At 65.9% G+C, this 14,194-nt stretch carries 11 protein-coding genes and 1 tRNA gene; 7 read left to right on the forward strand and 5 right to left on the reverse strand.

From position 1 onward, the window contains the following. Positions 1-52 precede the first annotated feature (52 nt). The 4 genes from ACZBH1_RS14200 (at position 53) to ACZBH1_RS14215 (ending at position 2,404) form a co-directional block, all read left to right on the forward strand. Positions 53-124: transfer RNA gene (locus ACZBH1_RS14200), tRNA-Gln, on the forward strand. 196 nt (positions 125-320) lie between these two features. Then, on the forward strand, positions 321-521 hold the full coding sequence (locus tag ACZBH1_RS14205; RefSeq protein ID WP_463646747.1) for a helix-turn-helix domain-containing protein: 201 nt from the start codon (positions 321-323) through the stop codon (positions 519-521). Then, on the forward strand, positions 514-1,719 hold the full coding sequence (locus tag ACZBH1_RS14210; RefSeq protein ID WP_463646748.1) for a tyrosine-type recombinase/integrase: 1,206 nt from the start codon (positions 514-516) through the stop codon (positions 1,717-1,719). The genes ACZBH1_RS14205 and ACZBH1_RS14210 overlap by 8 nt, the downstream gene beginning before the upstream one ends. Before the next feature lie 19 nt (positions 1,720-1,738). Further along, positions 1,739-2,404 carry a hypothetical protein gene (locus ACZBH1_RS14215; protein WP_463646749.1) on the forward strand — a complete coding sequence of 222 codons (666 nt, stop codon included), beginning with the start codon at positions 1,739-1,741 and terminating at the stop codon, positions 2,402-2,404. Positions 2,405-2,411: 7 nt separating this feature from the next. Here the strand turns inward: ACZBH1_RS14215 and ACZBH1_RS14220 are convergent, their stop codons facing one another. The 4 genes from ACZBH1_RS14220 to ACZBH1_RS14235 form a co-directional block, all read right to left on the reverse strand. Further along, positions 2,412-2,723, reverse strand: coding sequence for a hypothetical protein (locus ACZBH1_RS14220; protein ID WP_463646750.1), 312 nt, complete (start codon positions 2,721-2,723; stop codon positions 2,412-2,414). 3 nt (positions 2,724-2,726) lie between these two features. Beyond that, the gene (locus ACZBH1_RS14225; RefSeq protein WP_463646751.1) at positions 2,727-3,386 is read right to left on the reverse strand and encodes a response regulator transcription factor; all 660 of its coding nucleotides are present in this window, start codon (positions 3,384-3,386) and stop codon (positions 2,727-2,729) included. Beyond that, positions 3,383-4,546, reverse strand: a complete 1,164-nt coding sequence (locus ACZBH1_RS14230) for a sensor histidine kinase (RefSeq protein ID WP_463646752.1) — start codon at positions 4,544-4,546, stop codon at positions 3,383-3,385. Before ACZBH1_RS14230 ends, ACZBH1_RS14225 begins: the two co-directional genes overlap by 4 nt. A 99-nt stretch (positions 4,547-4,645) precedes the next feature. Then, the gene (locus tag ACZBH1_RS14235; RefSeq protein ID WP_463646753.1) at positions 4,646-6,871 is read right to left on the reverse strand and encodes an MMPL family transporter; all 2,226 of its coding nucleotides are present in this window, start codon (positions 6,869-6,871) and stop codon (positions 4,646-4,648) included. 578 nt (positions 6,872-7,449) lie between these two features. On the opposite strand from ACZBH1_RS14235, the gene ACZBH1_RS14240 reads away from it, so the two are divergent. The 3 genes from ACZBH1_RS14240 (at position 7,450) to ACZBH1_RS14250 (ending at position 13,554) form a co-directional block, all read left to right on the forward strand. Then, complete coding sequence (locus ACZBH1_RS14240) at positions 7,450-9,093, forward strand: endo-1,4-beta-xylanase (RefSeq protein WP_463646754.1); 1,644 nt, start codon at positions 7,450-7,452, stop codon at positions 9,091-9,093. 205 nt (positions 9,094-9,298) lie between these two features. Continuing rightward, entirely contained in the window at positions 9,299-11,779 is a 2,481-nt protein-coding gene (locus tag ACZBH1_RS14245; protein WP_463646755.1) for an alpha-L-rhamnosidase, read from the forward strand. Continuing rightward, positions 11,776-13,554 carry a family 43 glycosylhydrolase gene (locus ACZBH1_RS14250; protein WP_463646756.1) on the forward strand — a complete coding sequence of 593 codons (1,779 nt, stop codon included), beginning with the start codon at positions 11,776-11,778 and terminating at the stop codon, positions 13,552-13,554. Before ACZBH1_RS14245 ends, ACZBH1_RS14250 begins: the two co-directional genes overlap by 4 nt. Before the next feature lie 104 nt (positions 13,555-13,658). Here ACZBH1_RS14250 and ACZBH1_RS14255 read toward each other — a convergent pair whose 3' ends face one another. Further along, entirely contained in the window at positions 13,659-14,132 is a 474-nt protein-coding gene (locus ACZBH1_RS14255) for a zinc-binding dehydrogenase (RefSeq protein WP_463646757.1), read from the reverse strand. Positions 14,133-14,194 lie beyond the last annotated feature (62 nt).

Here is a 14,194-nt window from a genome sequence, read left to right on the forward strand (position 1 = left end):
CGTGCCGGGGTCGCGTAGACTCTATCCTCGGCACGGCTTCGGCCCACAGCCTTGGGGTATGGTGTAATTGGCAACACGGCTGATTCTGGTTCAGTTGTTCTTGGTTCGAGTCCAGGTACCCCAGCAGTAGTTTTCGCAGGGTTCCGCAGCAGAATCCCTCCTCGTTTCGAGGTCATCCCACCCGTCTGATTGGGGTCGGGACCAGAAACGGGACCAAATACTCGTACGCATCCCTGTGCGCCGGGTGGGTGTCCCGATCTCCACGCTCTGGAGGCATCCCGTACGGGTGCCCACGGACGACGCCGGCGCACCTCATGTGCATGGACATCGGCACCTCTGGCGTCGCACCGCCGGATTTCAAGACGCAGGCGGAGATCGCCGACATCATCAAGGTGCCGGAGCGCACGCTCGAGGACTGGCGCCTCAACCATGTCGGCCCGCCCTACATGAAGCTCGGCCGGCACGTCCGCTATGACCTCCTCGAAGTCGTGGCCTGGGCGAGGGAGCAGCGCCATGCCTAGACCGCGGATCCAGGCCGGCGAGATCGGCGCCGTGCAGATCACGAAGCTTGCGGGAGGCCGCTTCCGTGCCCGCGCACGCATGCGCGACGACGCCGGCGAGCTCCGGCAGCTGAAGGTCACCGCCGAAACCGAGGATGCCACCCGTGCCGAGCTCCAGCGGCTGGCGGGCCAGCTCACGTCCGGCGGTTCCGGGGCGCTCGCCGGATCGAGCACGATCGCCGAAGCCGCCGACGCGTGGCTCGTGCAGGCGAACACCCGTGCCGACGCGGGAAGCCTTGCGCACTCGACTCTCGAGTCCTACGAGTCGGCCGTGCGGCTCCTCCTGAAGCCCGTGTGCGGCGCCATTACACTCAATCAGCTGACGGTCGGTCGGTGCGACCGGATCACCCAGGGCATCATGCGCGACGGCTCGCTCTCCAGGGCGCGGAAGGCCCGGGCCGTGCTCGGGCTGATCTGCGGCTACGCAGTGCGGGACGACGCAATCCCGCGCAATCCCGTTCGTGACGTGCAGCGGCTGCCGATGCCCGACAAGAAGACGTCGGCGCTCACCTCCGGGCAGGTCACGGCCGTACGCGAGCTGATGCACGGGTGGCGCGCAACGGGCGGGTCCGGGCCGCGGCCGAACTTTCGGGCGCTCATCGACGGCATGGACATCATGCTCGGCACCTCGGCCCGCGTGGGGGAGTGCATCGGCCTTCGCCGCAAGGACGTCGACATGACGACTTCGCCACCCACGGTGCTCGTCGACGGGACGATCGTAAGCACCAAGAAGCAAGGGCTGCACCGAAAGGACGCGCCTAAGCGTGCTCGCCAGCGTCGACGCATCGCGCTGCCCGCCGTGGCCGCGGCCGCCGTCCGCAATCGGTTGGTGCTCGCCGGGCCAGGGGAGGACGCGTACCTCTTCCCGACGAAGACGGGCCGGCCGATGAGCGTGAGCAACTACGAGCGGCTGCTGCGCACCTTCGTAGAAGAAAACACCAAGGCGCTGACAGCGTTGGATGTCGACGTCGACGAGTTCACGACGCACCTGTATCGACGGACGACGGCGACCTTCGTCGAGCGCGCCGCGGGCATCACGCTCGCCTCACGTCTGCTCGGGCACGCGAACGAGCAGATCACGCGCGCAAGCTACGTCGTCTCCGCCGTCGAAGTCGACCCCATCACGATCGACATCCTCGACGACGTCCTCGGATCCTGACAGGCAAGGAAGGCACAACATGAGAAACGGACGCCCGCCCCTCGAAATGGGCACATACGGCACCATCACCACCCGCGTCATTAGGAGCGGTAAGACGTGCGCAATCGCACGACTGCGGCTGTGGGATGGAGAGCTCCACCGCGTGACGGCGACCGCCGACACCGCCTCCGCGGCCTGCTCACTGCTTAGAGAGCGGATGGCTACGCGACTGCGATTCTCGGAGCTCGATGGCTGGCGGTATCTCACGTCGGGCGATCCCTTCGACGAACTCGTGTACGTGTGGCTCAGTGACCTCGGGTGGCTATCGGATGTCGGTGAGGCGACGTACGCGCGGTGTGCGCACATCAGTCGAACGCAGCTCGGGCCGGCCTTCGGCGACTTGACGATCGGCGAGCTCACCGCGGAGCGAATCGAACAGCGCCTGGCGATTCAGAGAGCCGCATCCTCCGGGGTTGCCGCGTTGTCACGCGAGGCGATCGAATTGCTCCTGGACTTTGCGGTCGGTGAGGGCGTGATCATCTCCAACCCGATCGGCGTCGCGGCGCGGGGTGACGCGCCCTCACTTCTTGGTGATCTGGGTGCCCACAGGAAGCTTGTTCGTGGACGGCCTGAACTTCGCCGCGAAGAGCGTCTGCGCGAAGCGGACCCGGGGCAGCGGCGACCCGCGGTCGAAGAGGAGATTTGAACCGGCGTCAGGGGGTCAGGGGTTCGATACCCAGGGTACGCGAGCGGCGAATGCTGCCCATGCGCGCCCACAGATCGGTCCGCGACGCGGTCTGCGTCTGCTGACTCGGACGCCGTCGCCGCGGCGCCTTGGGGGTGATGTTCGTGGCGCGGTTGTTCTCTCGGTTCGCGTTGGCAATACGCGGCCGCGCAGTGGGCGAAAATGCCAGGCCGATCACCGCCAGGATGACCACCAGGACGATCGCACCGGTCCAGATGAGGCCGGTGCTGAGTGCCTGCTCGATGACGTACTGGACGTCATGCAGAAAATCGCCTGTCATGCGTCACTTCACCATCCCGCTCCGGTACGCGATAGATACCAGCTGGCCGCGGTCGCGCGCGTCCAGCTTCACCATGGCTCGGTTGAGGTGTGTTTTCACAGTAAGTGGCGAGATGAACAGTCGCTTGGCGATCGTCGCATTGTCCTCACCCGCGGCGGCCGCCAGAACCAGGTCTCGCTCCCGGGCAGTCAGCGTCTGAACGCGGGCCGCGAGGTCCGGGTCCGCAGGCGATGGAGCCTCGGTGCTGCCCAGGTGCGACACGACGGCCCTCGACGCTGCTGGGGAGAGGCTGGCGTGCCCGGCCGCGGTACTCAGCACCGCGGCGATCAACTCCTCCGGCTCCGCCGACTTGCTGAGGAAGCCGTCGGCGCCAGCACGGAGCGCGGCCAGCACGTTCGCATCTGCATCGAACGTTGTCAGTACGAGCACCGGCAGCTTCGCAAGGTCCGCGTCTGTCCGGATGCGGCGGGTGGTCTCTACGCCGTCGACACCGGGCATGCGCAGGTCCATCAGGACGATATCGGGGCGCGTCGTGCGCAAGAGCGTCAATGCGGCCGCTCCGTCGCTGGCCTCACCGACGATCTCGATGTCCGCAGACTCCAGCACGCTGCGTAGGCCGGCTCGGATCATCGCCTGATCATCGACGAGCAGCACTGTGGTCACGCGTTGCCGCCTTTGCTGTGATGGGGGTGGGTGGGAAGTTCCGCCCGTACGACGAACCGATCGCCCTCGGCCCCAGCACTCACCGAACCGTGGATGCTGGCGGCACGCTCTCGCATCCCCAGCAGCCCGAAGCCTTGTCCCGTTGTCGCATGCGGTGCGAGTTGGTTGCTGACGGTGAGGCGCACCTGTGTCTCATCGGCCATGAGGTCGATGGCCACGTCACCGGCTCCGTGCTTGAGAGCGTTCGTCAGTGACTCTTGAGCGATCCGATAGGCGGTGACGCTCACGGCCCGGTCAATATCGAGCGTGGGGGACAGGGGGGCGGTCACGAGGACGCCGGTCTGGCGCGTCGACTCGACGAGGGCATCGAGGGCTTCGATACCTGGAACTTCTTCGGTCTCACCGTTCGTGGTGTCGCGGTCTCGAATCACAGACAGGATGTCCTGCAGTTCGCCGATGACTGCCCGCGATGTTGCTCGGACGTGGTGAAGTGCCTCGCGCGTTCGTTCAGCGTCGCGGTCGAGGTACCGCTCGGCGGCGCCGGCGTGCACGGCGATGATGGAGACGGTATGTGCCACCGAATCGTGAAGGTCCCGTGCGATCCGCAGCCGCTCTTCACCGACGTGACGTAGCACCTCGCTGTCGCGGAAGGCGACTGCCGAACGAGTCTGCTCCTCCAGCGCGCGGACGTAGTCGTGGTTGGAGCGGAGCGCGAGGCCAGCGGCGACGACCGCCGCTGTCCATACCGGAAGGATGAGCGCGACGGGTTCGTAGGGGGCCTCCTTGAACACCAGAACGGCGCCGACGTAGAGCAGAGCGGCGTGTACGGCGGCCAGGACGCCCGTGACTGCTCGAGGAGCCCGCAGAGCGAGCGTGAAGAGCACGACTTCTGCGAGCACCCAGATAGGCAGCGCCGCATCCGGCTCGAACAGGACGAGACCGCTGGCCAGTATCGCCACTACAGCTGCCGCGATCGGAAGGTGCCTGCGGATCACAACGGCGGCCACCGCGAGGGCGAGTATGGGCAGCGCGATCCACGACCCGGTACTGATGATGCGGGCTGTCTCGAAGATGGTCGCTGCCGCCGCGGCGACGTCGAGCAACAACTCCCACCTGCCCAGGCCTGCGGTCCGCCCGGGCAGATCGGTTGGGACGCTCATGCGCAGATTCTCCCATCGCTTCCTGTTGTGCCCCCCGAGTATCCCGTGGGCGGGGCGCGCCCTGCGACCGCGAACCGGCGGCGGTCGCAGGGCACATTCCTATCGGGTGAGGTCCGCCATCTCACGGACAGGGGTCCGTTCGGGGTCGCCGGTCCGGCTGTCCAGCGTTGAGCCCTCCACGTCGATGGTGGGAAGGATGCGGTCAAGCCATGCGGGGATCCACCATGCGGCACGTCCCAGCATCGCGAGAGCCGCCGGGACGAGCACCATCCGCACGATGAACGCATCTGCGAGGACTCCGACCGTGAGAGCCAAGGCAATGGACCCGACCAGCGAGGACGGGCTCATCGCGAAACCGCCGAAGACGGCCGCCATGATCGCCGCTGCCGCTACGACGATCCCAGCCGAATGGCGGAAACCGGCGCGAATCGCTTCCAGTGGTGACAGCCCGCGGGCGTGTGCCTCGTGCATTCGGGAGACGAGGAAGACCTGATAGTCCATCGCAAGCCCGAACAGGATGCCGGTCACCACGATGGGCAGCAGGCTCAGGAGGGGATTTCCTTGCGGCGCCGAGACGATGGGATCCAACCATCCCCACTGGAAGAGTGCGACCGTCGCACCCAACCCCGCGCCGAGCGAGAGGAGGAAGCCCAGCGTGGCGATGAAAGGGATGAGGAGCGAGCGGAACAGCACGACCATCAGGATGAGCGAGAGCCCGACGATGAGCGTGATGTACAGCGCGAGCGCTGACTGCAGTTGCTCGTCTGAATCCAGTCCGAGCGCCGTCGCCCCCGTGACCAGCAGTTGCGCACCGGCGACCTCGCCGCTTTCGGCTCGGATCTCCTTCACCAGCTGCGTCGTGCGCTCATCCAAGGGGCCGTGCTCGGACATCACCGTGAGCATGGCCGTGTCCCCGTCCTGAGAGACGCCGGCGGGGATGACCATTGCGACGTCCTCCACGCTGCCCAGCCGGTCGAGGACGGTCGGCAGCGTCGCCTCCACATCGTCGTGCCGAACGAGCACGATCAGTGGGTCCTGTGCGCCGGCGCCGAACTTCTCAGCGACCAAGTCGTACGCAGCTCGCTGGGTAGATTTCGGGTCTTCACCGCCCGGGGTGCTCAGGGTGGTCTGCATAGAGAGCATCGGCAGCGCGATGAGGGCGAGCAATGCGGTGCCGCCAAGGAGACTCAACGCCCGGTGGCGTGTGACCACCCGCGCCCAGCCCGCGATGAAGCCTTTCTCTGTACGTGTGGCGGTGCCGAGGGTGAGCGATCCGAAGAGGCGCTGGGCGCGGATCCGCCGGTCGCGACGCGACAGCGCTCTCGTTCCAATCACGCTGAGCATGGCGGGGACGAGTGTGAGGGACATCACCATCGCGACGGCGACCGCGAACGCAGCCGCGAGGCCCATCTCGCCGAGAAACGTGATGCCGACGACTGTCAGTCCGGTCAAGGCGATGATTACGGTCGCTGCGGCGAAGACAACTGCTGATCCAGCCGTCCCGACGGCGCGCCCGATCGCGTCGGTCACGTGCGCCTCCTCCCGCAGCTCGGAACGGAAGCGAGCGATGATGAAGAGGCAGTAGTCGATTCCGACGGCTAGTCCGAGCATCACCGCCAAGATCGGTGTCAGCGAGCCGATGGGAGTGATAGCCGAGAAGGCGAGCGCTCCAAGGATCCCGACGCTCACCCCGACCATCGCGCCGAGCATGTTCGCCCCTGCCGCGACCAGCGACCCGTAGGTGAGCAGCAGGACGAGGAACGCGAGAATCGCGCCGACGATCTCGCTCGGCCCGAGGATATCCGGGACGTCTGATTCCAGCGTGCCGCCGATCTCCGCGGTCAGCCCAGCGTTGCGAAGGTCGTCGGCGATTGCCTCCAACTCATGCGGAACCGCCTCCTTGTCCGCGTCTGCTTCCACGGCGATCGACGCCACAGCGACGGTGAGGTCCTCGGAGATGAATGGCCGCGCAGGGTCGAGGGGATCGCTCACCGTACTGACGCCGTCGAGCTCGCGAATCTGCTCGAGTGCCTCAGTGAGATGGTCCAAGTTGATCGGGTCGGTGATAGCGCCGTCCTCAGTCTTGACGACGAACTGCAGTCCGCGCTCCGCCAGATCGTCGTCGTCGGAGGAGGGGAACTCCTCCTCAAGCACCGACATCGCCTTGCTCGACGAAGTGCCGGGTACGTCGAACCCGCCGGCGCTGAAGCGCATGCCGGAGAGTGCCACCACACCGAAGGTCATCAGCAGCGCCAGCCACCCGATGATCACCAGCCAGCGATGCCGTGCCGAGAAGCGCCCAAGTCGGGCGAGAAGCCGTGCCATATGAAGTCCCTTCAGCGACCGCCGCGATCCACAAGCGGAATCGTCCCTTCGAGCCTCCGGGTTCTCATTCATCAGGGCATCCGCTCAACGCAGGCTTCGATGTACTGCATTCGCCGTACGTCCCCGCGCAATCGGCACTCGATGCAGGTGTTGCACGGACTTCCGCTCCGTCGTGGGGTTCCACCGAGTCAGCGAAAGGTGGGCGCCCCCTCTCGACTCATCGAGGCAGTGCGAATCGGATTCGTAAATGTTCCGGGTGTACCAGATTAGCCAAGCCTCGGTAAGCAGTCGGTTGCGGATGCTGAGTGTGCCGATTTCGTCGGAAAGATGGCACGCGTAGTGGCTAGAAACGAGCTCCCTAGAGAGCGGAACGGCCAGCGTTGCTGGATCATAATGCGCGAAAGCAGTACACCTGCTACATTTCTTGCCCAGCGCGAAGTTGCGCGTTCGCACTCGAAGAAGAGTCAAGGAGGGCACTCCCAGCGGCACCATTCACCGTCGAGACAGCGCAAGGAAACAGACACCCAGCGCCGCCCGGCTCACAGGGGCCGCGGTCGCGGCGCATACCAGGGAGACCCATGAAAGCGTTCGGCAAGATCACACTTGCATCTACAGTCGTCCTCGGACTGACCTTGTCCACCGCCGCTGCGTCAGCAGTCGAGCCCGACACCGACACGGGAGCAACCATTAGAGAGCTCGCTGAACAGGCCGGGATCCTGTTCGGGTCCGGCTCTGTCAAGGCGTCCGAATCCACCGCCGATGACCGTCCCGCCAACTACTTCTCCGACCCGAGGTACGGGCAGGTCCTGTCCGAACAGTTCAACAGCCTGTCGCCCGAGAACGAGTTCAAGTGGAATATGGTCCAGCCTGAGGAGGGCGTCTTCGACTTCGAAGGCCTCGACCGACTGGTCGCGTTCGCTGAGGAACACGGCATGGAGGCGAAGGCCCACAGTGGCATCTCGCGCTCGTTCAATCCCGACTACCTCGTTGCAAAGAACGACCCGGCCGAGTTCCGGCAGGCGATGGTCGACCACTTCACGACCATTATGCAGCGGTACACCGGCCGGATGGACCGCTGGGACGTGGTGACCGAAGCGTTCCCGACCTTCGGCGGCACGGGCCTCGAGCACAACCTCTTCTACGACCGTCTCGGCCCCGGCTACGTCGCCGAAGCGTTCCGCATCGCACACGAAGCGGACCCGACGGCGAAGCTGTTCATCAACGAGAACATGGTCGAGTTCGACCCCGTGAAGCGGCAAGAGCTCTACGACCTCGTCTCCGGGATGGTCGCCGACGGCGTCCCCATCGACGGTGTGGCCCTGCAGATGCACGAGACGTTCCACGGCCCGGTGCCGGGAGTGCTCACCAGCATCGTCAACGAGTACAAGGCGCTCGGCCTCGAAGTGACCATCGCAGAACTGGACGTCCACACCTACGATCCGATCCAACAGGCCCAGATCTACGGGGATGTCGTCGCCGAGGGCCTGGCGTCAGGAATCACCGACATCAGCGTGTGGGGCTTCACCGACAAGCACCTCTACACCTGGCTGCCCGGCGCGAAGCCGACCATGTTTGACGAGGAGTTCAACCCGAAGCCCGCCTACTTCGCCGTCCGTGACGCGCTGCAGTCGTTCGTCCACAACAGCACGGCACCGGGCAGGGCCGAGCTGTCGAACACGAGCGGGTGGAGCCACGGCCTTCAGGACGGCAACTACGCGGTCAAGATGAACCTGTGGCACGGCACGCCGGGGAGCTATTACCGCCTCTACGAGAATGACGTCCTGATCGCCGCGCAGCAGCTGGACGCAGTAGACGTAACTTCGCAGTCGGCCGAGACGAACTTTGCCGGCAAGCCGAACGGGACGTACACGTACCGCGCGGAGCTCATCAACTCGAAGGGCGTCACCCAGTCGACCACGACCACGGTGAAGGTGAAGGATGCGGCGCCCGGCAAGCCGGTCGTGAGCACCGACAACTGGGACAACGACGGGAACTTCACCGCTACCGCAAACATGTGGTGGGGGACCAACGCGACGTCCTACGCGTTCTTCCTCGACGGGACCAAGGTGGGTGAAGGGCCGCTTACCGCGAACACGCCCAACGCGCAGACGGCCTCGGTCACGCTGAGCGGTGTCGCACGAGGGACGCACACCCTCACTGTGACGTTCACGAACGCGAACGGATCGACCGAATCGAAGCCCCTGGCCGTAAAGGTCAACTGAGACTCCACTTCGGGTAGGCCGGCGCTGCACGCGTGCAGCGCGGGCCTACCCTTCGTGAAACCCGACCACGAGCGGTCCTCACAAAGGCTGCAGACTCGAACGAACACAACGAGTTGACGCGCGTCAATGACTGTGATTGCCTGGAATGGTCAATGACCGACGGTACGGCGATTCTTCGCCGAGGCGCGATGGAAGGGCCTCCGACATGACCGCATCCCCAGCCTCATTCTCAGCGCGATTCATCGCTGCCGAGAATTCCTCATCCGAAGGGGATCCGGCAGCCTACTTCCGACGGTCCTTCATCGTGGAGCCGGGGCTGCGATCGGCGACGCTTCATGTCACGGCTCTCGGAATCGTCGAGGCCTACGTGAACGAGCGGCGCGTCGGCGACGACGTACTCGCGCCGGGCTGGACCTCGTACCGCCACCGCATCGGCGTGACCGGTTACGACGTGACGAAGGACCTCGTGGTCGGGGAGAACGTCTTGGGCTCGGTGGTCGCGGAAGGCTGGGCCGCTGGCCGCATCGGCTTCGAGCACAAACGACACCACTACAGCGATCGGCCTGCTCTCTACCTCCAACTCACCCTCGAGTACGACGATCGGACCGAGACCATCGGCACCGACGAAACGTTCCGGGTAGGGGAGGGCGCCGTCCGCGCCGCCAGCATCTACGACGGCGAAAACTACGACGCACGTCAAGAGCCGGCAGGCTGGCTCACACCCAGCTTCGACGCCTCCGCATGGCGCCCCGCCATCACCCACGACATCGACCTATCCGTCCTCACAACAGACGGACCACCGTCGATCCGCCGCACCCAGGAACTGCCCGTCGCGGCGATCACTACATCTCCCGCGGGCCGGACAGTGGTCGACTTCGGCCAAGTGATCACCGGCTGGGTACGACTGCGAGTCACCGGTCCCTCCGGGCAGATCATCACCTTGCGGCATGCAGAGCTGCTCACCGCTGATGGCGAACCCGAGTACGAAACCCTGCGGACGGCGCGTGCCACCGACAGCTACACGCTTCGCGGCGGCGAGACCGAAACGTGGGAGCCGTCCTTCACCTTCCACGGCTTCCGCTACGTCGACGTCGAAGGTTGGCCGGGCGAACTCGATGCCGCCGACCTCACCGCCATCGTTGTCCACAGTGACATGGTGCGCACCGGCTGGCTCGAGACATCCGACCCACTTCTGTCACGGCTTCACGAGAACGTCGTTTGGTCGATGCGCGGAAACTTCGTCGGCGTTCCCACTGACTGCCCCCAGCGTGATGAGCGTCTGGGCTGGACCGGCGACCTGCACGCGTTCGCCCCCACCGCAGCGTTCCTCTACGACGTGCGCGCAATGCTCGGCTCCTGGCTGAAGGATGTCGCCGCCGAACAGCGGGAGAAGGGGTACGTGCCGTGGTACGTCCCAGACATCTCCGGCACCCCCTCCGCGCCCACCGCGCTGTGGAGTGACGTGATCGTCGGCCTGCCGTGGACCTTGTACTGGGAGTACGGCGACATCGAGATCCTTCGCCAGAGCTGGCCGGCGATGACCGCGTTCGTCGACCAAGTCGAGGGCCTCCTCGATTCGACCGGGCTGTGGGGATCGGGATTCCAGTTCGGCGACTGGCTCGACCCCGACGCTCCCGCAGACGACGCCAGCGGCGGCAAGACCGACCGGCACCTCGTCGCCACGGCCTGCTTCGTCAGGACCGTTCGGCAGATGTCTGATGCTGCCCAAGCGCTTGGCCTCAGAGACGAGTCTGCGCGATACGCCGAGCTCGCTCAGCGAGTGCGGGACGCGTTCCGCGCCGAATACGTGGCGCCATCGGGCCGCGTGGTCAGCGATTCCGTCACGGCCCACAGTCTGGCCATCTGCTTCGACCTGCTCGACCCGGATCAGCGCGACCATGCGGGCGCCCGACTGGCTCACCTGGTCGCGAAGAGCGGTTACACGGTCTCGACCGGGTTCGTCGGGACCCCGCTTGTGGCCCACGCCCTGTCGCAGACCGGTCATCTCGACACCGCCTACCTTCTGCTCACCGAGCAGGAATGCCCGTCTTTCCTGTACCCCGTGACCCAGGGGGCCACCACGATCTGGGAACGTTGGGACGCGGTCCGCCCGGACGGATCACTCAATTCCACCGGGATGACCTCGCTCAATCACTACGCTCTCGGCTCAATCGCCGAGTGGATGCATCGCGTCATCGGCGGCTTGGAGGCCCTCGAGCCGGGATACCGACGGATGCGGATCGCGCCGCGTCCCGGCGGCGGGTTGTCGTCCGCGCACCTGGTGCACGACACCGCGCTGGGGCGAGTCGACATCGAGTGGAGCATCGCCGACGGCGAAGCCGCGGTGACGGTCGACATCCCGGTCGGCTCGACCGCGGAAGTTCTGCTCCCGGCCCACCCCGAGGCGGCGCGGGCGGAGGTGGAGGCCGGCACTCACACCTGGACCTACCCGGTTGCCGTTCAGCGCAAAGGCGAGTACTCGTTCGACACCCCGCTGCAGATGCTCGCAGAGGACCGCGCCGCATGGCGGGTGCTCACCCGAGTTTTCAAGAAGCATCTTCCGTTCCCCATCGACGCCTCCGGCCCCGAGGCAGCGCACTTCACACTCGCGATGATGCTGCCGGCTATCCCGCACAGCACGCCTGAACTCGAGAGCGACCTCCAAGAGGCACTGGCAAACCTGTGACTGACAACACAACAGGTGGAGTCTTCTGCAATCCCCTCGACCTCGCGTATCGCTACCAGGACTTCGCCGGTGGCCCCATGCGCGCCGTCTTCCGAGAGGCGGCCGACCCGTCGGTGGTGCGCTTCCGCGACCGGTTCTACATGTTCGCGTCGATGAGTGGCGGCTTCTGGCACTCCAGCGACCTGAAGGACTGGATCTTCGAGGCTGCTCCTGACCTGCCCGCCGGTGACTACGCACCGGACGTGCGGGAGGTCGACGGAGCCCTGCTCGTGACGGCATCACGTCGGAAGCCTGGCAGCCCCATCTTCCGCTCCCGCGATCCGTTGACTGAGGGATTCGAGGAGATCGGAAAGAGTGCGTTCGCCTGGTGGGACCCGAATGTCTTCCAGGACGACGACTCCCGCACCTATCTGTACTGGGGCTGCTCCAACACCGAGCCGCTACGCGCCGTCGAAGTGGATCCGCACTCGCTGAGCCCGCTCGGCCACCCCACTGACGTGCTCTCCGGGCAGCCCGAGGCCCACGGCTGGGAGCGTAACGGCGAGGACAACGTCATGGCGCCCCCGCGCACCCTGGGCGAGCGCTTCAGCGCCCGAGTCTTCGGTACCCACAGCGCCTCGCCCTACCTCGAGGGCGCGTGGATGACCCGGCACGACGACACGTATTACCTGCAGTACGCCGGTCCGGGAACGGAGTACAACGTCTACGCCGATGGCTACTACACCGCGCCATCCCCGCTTGGCCCGTTCACCGCCTCGCCGCACAGCCCGTTCTCGTCAAAGCCCGGCGGATTCATCACAGGCGCTGGGCATGGCAGCAGTTTCCAAGACAAGCACGGCAATTGGTGGCACGCGGCCACCATGCGCATCTCCATCAACCACCGCTTCGAACGCCGGCTCGGAATCTTCCCGGCAGGCTTCGATGACGACGGTGTCCTGTTCTGCAACCAGACGTTCGGTGATTACCCCACCCGAGTGCCGGACGGCCCGATAGACCCTTGGACGGGAACAAGCACCGGCTGGATGCTGCAGTCCTATCGGGCGCGCACCTCCGCGTCCTCGTCGGCTGCGGGGCATGGCCCGGAGCTAACCGTTGACGAGGACATCCGCACGTGCTGGGTGGCCGCTGACGCCGGCGCGGGCCAGACAGTCACTCTCGACCTCGACCACCCTCGTGAGGTGCACGCCGTTCAGGTCAACGTCGCAGATCACCAGCTCGCGCGGCACAAGCCCAAGCGACGCCGTCGTGGGCCCGACGAGCAGCCCGTGGCTTTCCGGGCTGTCCACCCTCAGGATCACCCCGCCCTCTACACACTGGAGGGCTCGCTCGACGGTTCCCGGTGGGAGGTGCTTCACGACGGCCGGATCGATGGGTCCGACCGTCCGCACCGGCTCGTGGTGCTCCCCAACCCGGCGACGCTGCGCTACATCCGCGTCTCAGGGCTATCCATGCCGTGGGGCGCACCGTTCGCGCTGAGCGGCGTGCGCGTCTTCGGCCACCACGACGTGCCCGCGCCAGAACCGGCGGCGCCGACTGCCGTACGCACCGGCCCGCTCGACGCCTCCGTGTCATGGACGGCCAGCGCTGGTGCAGACGGTTACAACGTGCGCTACGGGCTCTCACCGGACCGTCTTTACCACTCGTGGCAGGTGCTCGGAGCAACGCAGCTGACGCTCTCCACGCTGAATGCGGGACACGCGTACTGGGTCGCCGTGGACAGCTTCGGCCCCGGAGGTGTGACCCCCGGCGAACCGGCCAGGATCGCGTCGATGTGAGATTGACCAGGTTCCCGAAACCGGGCGTCCGCGTCCGCGTCGGATAACGGCGACGCGGACGCCCAGTTTCATCGAGAGAAAGTCACGGTTTCACCGAGTGAAGGTCACGACGACCTTGTCCGTGGTGCCGGGGGTTCCCGCGAGGTCGAGACCGTGCAGCACTTGGTCGAACGGGACGACATCGCTGATGATGTGCTGGTACTTCTGCCAGTGCGCGATGATCGCGTCCGTGACTCGAAGATCTCCGTCGGGTATCCCATCGCCAGCCGGATGTCCGGCTCAGCGGCCAGAAGGGTCTGGAAGTCGAGCTGCACCGGCTGCCTGTGGACGCCTACCACCGTCACGATGGCACGGTTCTTCAGAGCACGCATGATCGTCTCGATCACCGGCTTGGCGCCGGTCGCGTCCAGGTAGACGTCGCTGTCGGGTCGGTCGTCCAACCCGAACTGGCCGGGTACGACACCGTGGAGCTCCTTCAGCTGAGACACGACATCCGTCGATGAGGAGTCGATCACGGCGTCGGCGCCGACCTTCTTCGCCTTCTCCAGTCGGTTGGCGACGACATCCACGGCAACCACGTGCGCGGCGCCTCGTGCCTTGAAGCCGATGACGGCTCCCAGCCCAATGGGCCCCGCACCGA

The organism is Microbacterium sp. ZXT2-5, from assembly GCF_055329545.1.

What these genes read in the sequence shown, in the direction of transcription:
- ACZBH1_RS14235 (WP_463646753.1), bottom strand. Translation starts at nt 6,871, where the DNA reads ATGGCACGGCTTCTCGCCCGACTTGGGCGCTTCTCGGCACGGCATCGC.
- ACZBH1_RS14205 (WP_463646747.1), top strand. Translation starts at nt 321, where the DNA reads ATGGACATCGGCACCTCTGGCGTCGCACCGCCGGATTTCAAGACGCAG.
- ACZBH1_RS14210 (WP_463646748.1), top strand. Translation starts at nt 514, where the DNA reads ATGCCTAGACCGCGGATCCAGGCCGGCGAGATCGGCGCCGTGCAGATC.
- ACZBH1_RS14230 (WP_463646752.1), bottom strand. Translation starts at nt 4,546, where the DNA reads ATGAGCGTCCCAACCGATCTGCCCGGGCGGACCGCAGGCCTGGGCAGG.
- ACZBH1_RS14215 (WP_463646749.1), top strand. Translation starts at nt 1,739, where the DNA reads ATGAGAAACGGACGCCCGCCCCTCGAAATGGGCACATACGGCACCATC.
- ACZBH1_RS14220 (WP_463646750.1), bottom strand. Translation starts at nt 2,723, where the DNA reads ATGACAGGCGATTTTCTGCATGACGTCCAGTACGTCATCGAGCAGGCA.
- ACZBH1_RS14245 (WP_463646755.1), top strand. Translation starts at nt 9,299, where the DNA reads ATGACCGCATCCCCAGCCTCATTCTCAGCGCGATTCATCGCTGCCGAG.
- ACZBH1_RS14240 (WP_463646754.1), top strand. Translation starts at nt 7,450, where the DNA reads ATGAAAGCGTTCGGCAAGATCACACTTGCATCTACAGTCGTCCTCGGA.